6 protein-coding genes are annotated in these 6,946 nt (G+C 46.2%); 2 read left to right on the forward strand and 4 right to left on the reverse strand.

Annotation, left to right across the window (positions count from 1 at the left end; translation table 11 throughout):
• Positions 1-718: 718 nt before the first annotated feature.
• The 3 genes from ACOI06_RS14260 to ACOI06_RS14270 form a co-directional block, all read right to left on the reverse strand.
• Positions 719-916 (reverse strand): hypothetical protein, encoded by a 198-nt coding sequence (locus ACOI06_RS14260; protein ID WP_420663264.1) that lies wholly within the window; start codon positions 914-916, stop codon positions 719-721.
• Positions 917-1,330: 414 nt separating this feature from the next.
• Entirely contained in the window at positions 1,331-2,023 is a 693-nt protein-coding gene (locus ACOI06_RS14265) for an RraA family protein (RefSeq protein WP_420663265.1), read from the reverse strand.
• 54 nt (positions 2,024-2,077) lie between these two features.
• Positions 2,078-3,040: a Bug family tripartite tricarboxylate transporter substrate binding protein gene (locus ACOI06_RS14270; protein WP_420663266.1), complete on the reverse strand. Its 963-nt coding sequence runs from the start codon at positions 3,038-3,040 to the stop codon at positions 2,078-2,080.
• Between the two features lie 764 nt (positions 3,041-3,804).
• Between ACOI06_RS14270 and ACOI06_RS14275 the strand changes: the two genes are divergently transcribed.
• A complete protein-coding gene (locus ACOI06_RS14275; RefSeq protein WP_420663267.1) occupies positions 3,805-5,691 on the forward strand; it encodes an SLC13 family permease in 1,887 nt (628 codons plus the stop codon).
• Positions 5,691-6,719, forward strand: a complete 1,029-nt coding sequence (locus ACOI06_RS14280) for a hypothetical protein (RefSeq protein WP_420663268.1) — start codon at positions 5,691-5,693, stop codon at positions 6,717-6,719. Before ACOI06_RS14275 ends, ACOI06_RS14280 begins: the two co-directional genes overlap by 1 nt.
• 18 nt (positions 6,720-6,737) lie before the next feature.
• On the opposite strand, the gene ACOI06_RS14285 is transcribed toward ACOI06_RS14280, so the two are convergent.
• A partial coding sequence (locus tag ACOI06_RS14285) for a hypothetical protein (protein ID WP_420663269.1) occupies positions 6,738-6,946 on the reverse strand: 209 nt, incomplete at its 5' end.

The following is a 6,946-nucleotide window of genomic DNA, read 5'->3' on the forward strand; positions in this document are numbered from 1 at the left end:
TAAATCATACCGTGACGCCTCACATAGGTCACACGGAGTTATTCAGAGTTTCCTAAAGAATATAAAAACTCAAACAACATGATTGCTGTCGAATTTGATAATAAACAAATAGGACGCAATGTTTATTTATGCACCCCAGACTCAATTCCTCAGACATTAGCCACAAAAACGATTCATGGCATGATCATCTCCTTATCAACCGCTCTGGGGCAAGACTAACTCAGTCATCACCACAAACCGAGAGAACTCAAAAACCCTTTGTTTTAAAAGGGTTTTCTGAGGTTTCTTGGGTGTATCAATTTACATTTTTTATACAAGTAATTCAAAAAATCCCATCACATTCAGCGAGCTTGTCATGGTGTGCTCCCGCCGGACCATCCGATGGGTAACATAGTCCATGAGGCAACAGCTTATCGCGGGTAACAAAAACGATGAGTCAATGCGCCGGAAAAGTTAATTGTCGCTGAATAACCACTGATGGTTTCGATAATATAGAAGTCAGGGCACGTAGATATTTGAATGGACGTCATGCCAAAGCCTGTGACCCCACTTGATCCAAAAGTGACCCCAAAGCCAAAGCTCAAGAAGCGATTTATGCACTGTCCAGAAAATCACCCAGTACCGGGCAACTCGAACAAATCCTCATTTTTTGAGGCACCGACCGAGATGCAAAAGTTTCTTTATAAAAAGCAGGCAGAAAGTACTATTTCAGCGTAAATCAGGATTTTGCCTCGCAAGTGCCGAAAGTGCGCTTTTTAGGCGAAATCTTGTCGACCCGTGCTGACAGGGCTTTGAAGTTCAGGAGCGCATCGATATTGGTCAGGGGATCTCCGATCTGATCCAGTTTCTCGCGCTGATGCTCATCGGCAAAGCGTTCGAGTTTGACGGCACTAGGTTTCAGGGTGCTTACGGACAAAAAGGTAGCAACGGGATCATTTTATGAAATCGGCACCCTCAATGGGGTTATTCGAGACACCCTTTAGTCGCTACAGCTGACTTCTGACTGTCTTTGCTTGTCAGGATTGATATACGATGGTTTGGATTACCGACTTCTGGATGCTCCCGAACTTCAAAGGAAAATCCAATTGCTGTGCCAACCTGCACGCGCTTTGTCGCCTCCGGCACAAATCATTTGGCAAGAAATCTGGCAAAGCCGTGCATCCTTATCAACTCGGCCTGGTCTGGAAATTTTGCACGACACATCGAATTTTTCAACTTGATTTCAGCGAAAAATCTCAGAGAAAATGACGAATCAGAATGAATGCGACCCTCCACAATACATGTGTCGAAAAACCGCATTCAATCTGATTTTCTAACCATTAAAACGTTGTTAATGGATGTCCTGAGCGTCCTGAAGTGCTTTCGCAATGTCATCCACTGAAAAACCAGGTTTACGCGCTGCTTGCAAAAGTGGTTGTTCACGTTTCGTGACGAGTTCAATGCAACGAGGCAAATCCTGTAAGAACGACGGATCAATCACGACACCCCCATGGCAATCTGCATGAATGATGTCACCTGGATTTACAGCCATACCTAACACTTTCACGGGCACATTAAAATCGACAATGTGTGCGTGTGCGTGAGATGGTCCCACACTGGCTGCAATGACCGCAAAATCTGGATCGAGCATATCAAGATCGCGAACTGAGCCATTGGTCAAAACACCTTGCACACCCAATGCTCTGTGAATGGTCGTATTGACTTCACCCCAGTTAGAACCAATCCCTGGCTGCTCATCAATGTCCTCCATCACGAGCACGACCGGCTCACCATCCTGTGCTTGTACATATCGGAAATAGGCCAGACGGTTTTTTTTGCCCTCCTCTGCACTCAATGGGGATGGATTGGCCGCACTGAAACGCATGGTTCGTGCAAATCCAACAATGGGCGGCAACGCTTTGGGTGCTGCAATCGGTGTTCCGTAGGTAAATCCTGTTGTTGTTCGGCAGCCCATCACAACTTCGAGTGCATTACAAATGGTTGGTGTATCAACTGCTGCTAAGGCTTCAAAAATTTTTTTCATCTCTGCTTTTTGCATTAAAAACATCCTTTCGTTATCTTGTGTTGATGCTTCATTTTACTGACGAGGAATACCCGCTTTTTTAACCACATCGCCCCAACGCTCATATTCTTGACGAACATAGGCATCGTAATCTTTCGAGTTTTTATACGTTGCATTCAAACCATTTTGTTCAAGTCGATCCTTGAACTTTTGGCTTTTTACGACCTCTTCCAGTGCAGCTTCCATTTTCTGAATGATCTCTGCATCTACACCCAACGGCGCCATCACACCATTCCAAGGCTCGATGACCAAATCATCCAGTTTTTGTTCACCGACTGAAGGCACATCAGGCAGCAAAGGCGAGCGTGTTTCAGACAGCATCGCAATGGCTTTGAGCTTTTTGTCTTTGATCAATGGCAAAACAACGGGCAAATCATCAAAAACAACATCGATACGACCCGCCAAAAGATCCGTCAAAGCCGGTGCAGATCCACGATAAGTGACGTGCGTCATGGGTTCACCCGCGATCATCGACACTAATTCACCCGTTAGGTGATTGCCAGAACCAATTCCGGAAGAGCCATACGACAGTGTTCTTTTACGAGCTTCTTCAATCAAACCATCAAAATCATTGGCTGGAAACTCGGCATTCACGACAATGGCTTTCGGGATGGAAGAGACCTGTGAAACACCTTGCAACTGAAATGGGAGGTTTTCTGGAACACTTTGCAAAACATGGGGGCTAATCACAAGTCCTGTCACATTCACTAAATAGGTATAGCCATCTGGTTTTGAATCCGCCACATGTTTGGTTCCAATCAGACCTGTGGCACCCGGTTTGTTACTGACAATGACAGGCTGCCCAAGTGCTTCTGTGAGCCCATCTGCCACGACTCTGGCCACCATATCGGTATTTCCACCAGGTGCAAAAGCCACAACGAGCTCAACCGGTCGATTAGGCCAGTCACTTGCCGCCTGACTAACGCCAGCAACACCAAACAAAGAAAGCAACACTCCACCCACTAAACGTCGAATCATGTCTCACTCCAGTTTTTGCTTATCATCAGCATCTGCTGATATCATTAAAATAAATTTGCTAGCCTACTCAACTTAAAATAAATTAGTTAACCTTAGCCACCAAATCTCCCTTAAAAATTTTTTCAGCTTAAATAAGATATATTGATCAAAATCAATATATCCGATATCCGCGCACGCCTAACGGATCATGACGATAGGCGTTCTTACTGTCAACCTATTCACACAAATGATTTTTTAATACTATTTTTTAATATTTAAAGATATTCTGTAGAATCATTTCTTTTTTATAACTCTTAATAATACTTGCAAAAAAATAATTATAAAAACAATAGTATGTAAAACTTTTAAGCAACCTGATGTCACTTAAATTTCTCACTATGATAAAAAAATTACTGTCACTGTGTTTGCTGACACCTTTCCTATTTGCTTGCACCACCCAAGAACGTGTTGAGCTTCAGACCTTAGAAAATCTGCCTGGCATCACCTGTACAGATGACAATGGGCACACGTCTTGCGGGCCCGACAACCCCGTCACTTGGGATCAGAACTTAGGCCCTTGATTAAAGCTCACGCTAAATGAAGCGCCTAATTGCCTAGCCGGCAAGTTGAGGTAGACTGAATGCATTCAAGATCCTGTTTTCAAAATGATTTTCAGGAAAATCTGGACCTGTCCTGCATAAAAACTTAGTATTCAAATGGTCGCTTTGCTGTGATCATCACAAAACATCAAAAATAATCCGTTTAGATGCAAGGGTCTTTCACGCATGACGACAACCGCCCCGTGTTCGCGTTCCGATGCTCTCACAATTGCCGATGCAATCTCCACGCACCCGTTGTTTGCCAAACTCAGTCCCTTACAAAAAGCCCGTTTACTAGCTGCCAGTACAATCCAACACTTTGCAACCGACGAACTGCTTCTTGAAGCGCATCAAACTGCCGATCACTACCTCTGGATACTTCAAGGCAGCGCCATCTATCTTGCCCGAGAAAACCCTGTGTTACATCCTTCTGATGGCATTGGGCAAGAAGTCTTTTCTGAAGGACCTCCTGAACAACGAAAATATCTCGCCAGTGTGCGTGCGCTCACAGCGGTTTGTGCAATCCGTATTGACCACAGTGCTTTACAGGACATCGCCACCTCATTACCCGAATTACGTTCCCGAGCACTCCTAACACTTGCGGCACGACTCGGCAATTTTAATTCACCCATCAAATCTGCCAAGCCCCCAGATCCACCCGCATCAACAAAGCCAGCCTTTCCCTATCAAGCGATGTTGGGCTGGTGTACAACCATTGTTCTACCCTTGATTGTCTGGAAAGTTTGTCTCCAATATGCTCTTCCTCCACACAGCTCAGTCTTTCTAGGACTGTTCACGATGATGGTACTGATGTGGATTTTCTCGCTAATTGATGAGTTTATTCCACCACTCATCGTTGTCGTTGCCATCCTGTTTGTCGATCTTGTTCCGCCTCGAGTTGCTTTGCATGGGTTTTATTCCCGAGCATTTATGCTGTTGCTTGGCGTTTATGCCATTTCTGCTTTGATGGTAAGTTCTGGCCTCGCTTATCGGTTCATGTTGTGGCTGCTAATCCGTTTACCTGACCGTCCTTTCTGGCACCGAACGGCTTTAAGTCTTTTTGGGGCATTATTGTCGATTGTCATGCCCTCAGCCAGTGCACGAATGTCACTGATGTTGCCGCTCTATCAGGAAATGAATAGCAGCTTAAAGCTGCGCCCTAAAAGTCCAGAGTCTAGCGCGCTCGCCATCTCAACCTTTACCGGCGCCACCCTATTTGCGCCAATTTTCTTAACGGCTAAATCTTCGAACTTGGCTGCGTTTTCCATGATGCCTAGCCAGGTGCGTGAACAATTCCAAGGTTCTTCATGGTTTTTTAGTGCTCTCGTGGTAGCACTGGGCTTATCGGCAATGCACTTTTGGTTTATGCGTAGGCGTTGGTTGTCTGCGCATCAACCGAAAGTTTTGCCCAAAGACCGTATTGTTCGTCAACTCAAAGTCATGGGAAAGCTACAAACCTCCGAATGGGTTGCCGCGTTTGCATTCATCGTGTTTTTGCTGGGATCGGTCACACCCCAATGGCACCAATCGCAAGCAGCTTGGTTATCTGGACTTGTGCTCGTGTCGTTACTTGCACTGGGTCTATTCGATAAAAAGTCCTTTCAAGGGAAAATTGAATGGCCGATGATTTTCTTTTTGCTGTCTTTAGATGGAATCACCGACTCCATCACTTACCTTGGACTGGACACACTCCTGTTTGGTCGAATCAGCCACAGCCTGCAATGGATGGATGAACGCTTATCATTGTTTATCATCCTGGCTTTTGTGGTCACCGTCGGGCTGCGTTTAGCCTTACCGCTAACAGCTGGCATGATTCTCGCCGTCACCATTCTTTTACCAACCGGGATTGAACTAGGAATTCATCCTTGGATCACTGTGTTTCTCTCATCACTCTTTTCTGATATCTGGTTTATGCCATATCAGAACTCAACGTATCAACAAGCCGTGAATGCCGGCATGAGTCAAAACTTTGAGCGTCAGACCTTTATGCGATACAACCTATTGCTTAATCTTGCCCGTGTCGTCCTTGCGTTTGCGAGCATTCCCTATTGGCAGTGGCTAGGGCTTCAATAATGAAACATAACAAGCTCATTTTCACGCTGATTTGCGTCTTTGTGCTGCTTTTGGCTGGCTCTCTGATTACATTCAACCATCAGAAACCTCGAATCATGGTGTTACACAGTTATTCAGAGGCCGACCGTTGGGAGCAATCGTTTAATCGTGGTGTGCGCAGTGTTTTGGAGACAGTCCGTGTTCCCTTGGCACAACGCTGGCACTATATGACGTTTGTGCCGTTTGATAACCCCAGTCCCAACGAATGGGCAGCGAGCGCCCAACGCGCACGACTTGTGATCGACCAATGGCAACCCGATGTTTTACTCATTGTCGGCGAAGAAGCTCAAGATTTTGTGGGGCGATATTACGTCGATCAGGACAACATCCACATTGTTTACGCCACGGCCGAGCACCCGCAAACCTATGGCTATGACACTGCACAAAACGTAACTGGTGTGCGTGAAACCCTCCCGCTCGATGCCATTAAGCAACTCTTTCAGTACGCTCGCAAACAACCTTTAAAAATTCATAGCATCGGCATCGATAACCAAACGGGACGCGCTGAACGTGAACAACTACTCGCATATGACTGGGGTGCGCACACTCTACTCGACGTCACGCTTGCACAAGACCGTGATGAATGGGAGCAAGCCGTGTACGATGCCAAGGATGCCGACATTTTAATTGTGCTAAGTTTGTCTGGATTGGCTGAACAAAAAGACGGCTCAGCAGTTGCTGATCCACGCAAACTGGGGCTCTGGACGCAAACACACGCCAAACCTCTTGCACTTGGCATTCGCGAAAGCTTTGTAATTGACGGTGGTGCAATCGCAGTCGTACCTTCAGGCGAGGGATTGGGACAACAAGCCACAGCAATGGCCACAAACATATTGTTACACCCAAATTCCGAACTGAGTCTTGGTCAAAACAGCGAGCATTTTATCCTCGCGCTTCGCCCGGACAAGTTGGCACAAAAAGGAATCGTCTTACCAAGTGTTTATGTACAAGCCGCCCGTGCATCGCATTCGCTATACACGAGCCCCTAAGTAACAGTTTGTGTGAGCTTAGTTCACCAGTCGACTCTTGCCGTGATGCACGGTCTGGCCACTGCCTGAACCACCAGAATCGGATGATTCCAAACTACAAACTCCGCGCATGGACGGACGGGTAACGCTGACTGGGGGTTTGGAATATGCATTCATCACGACTCGTTTGGCAATCAGCCCTGAAAATTTTGTTTCCGGTGGCAACCATGCACCGCCGCCCAAAAGAC

It is taken from the genome of Orrella sp. 11846 (genome assembly GCF_048820935.1).
Classification (GTDB): Bacteria; Pseudomonadota; Gammaproteobacteria; order Burkholderiales; family Burkholderiaceae_B; genus Algicoccus.

Excerpts from the sequence above, each read along its gene's own strand:
- ACOI06_RS14275 (WP_420663267.1), top strand. The coding sequence starts at position 3,805 with ATGACGACAACCGCCCCGTGTTCGCGTTCCGATGCTCTCACAATTGCC.
- ACOI06_RS14280 (WP_420663268.1), top strand. The coding sequence starts at position 5,691 with ATGAAACATAACAAGCTCATTTTCACGCTGATTTGCGTCTTTGTGCTG.
- ACOI06_RS14270 (WP_420663266.1), bottom strand. The coding sequence starts at position 3,040 with ATGATTCGACGTTTAGTGGGTGGAGTGTTGCTTTCTTTGTTTGGTGTT.
- ACOI06_RS14265 (WP_420663265.1), bottom strand. The coding sequence starts at position 2,023 with ATGAAAAAAATTTTTGAAGCCTTAGCAGCAGTTGATACACCAACCATT.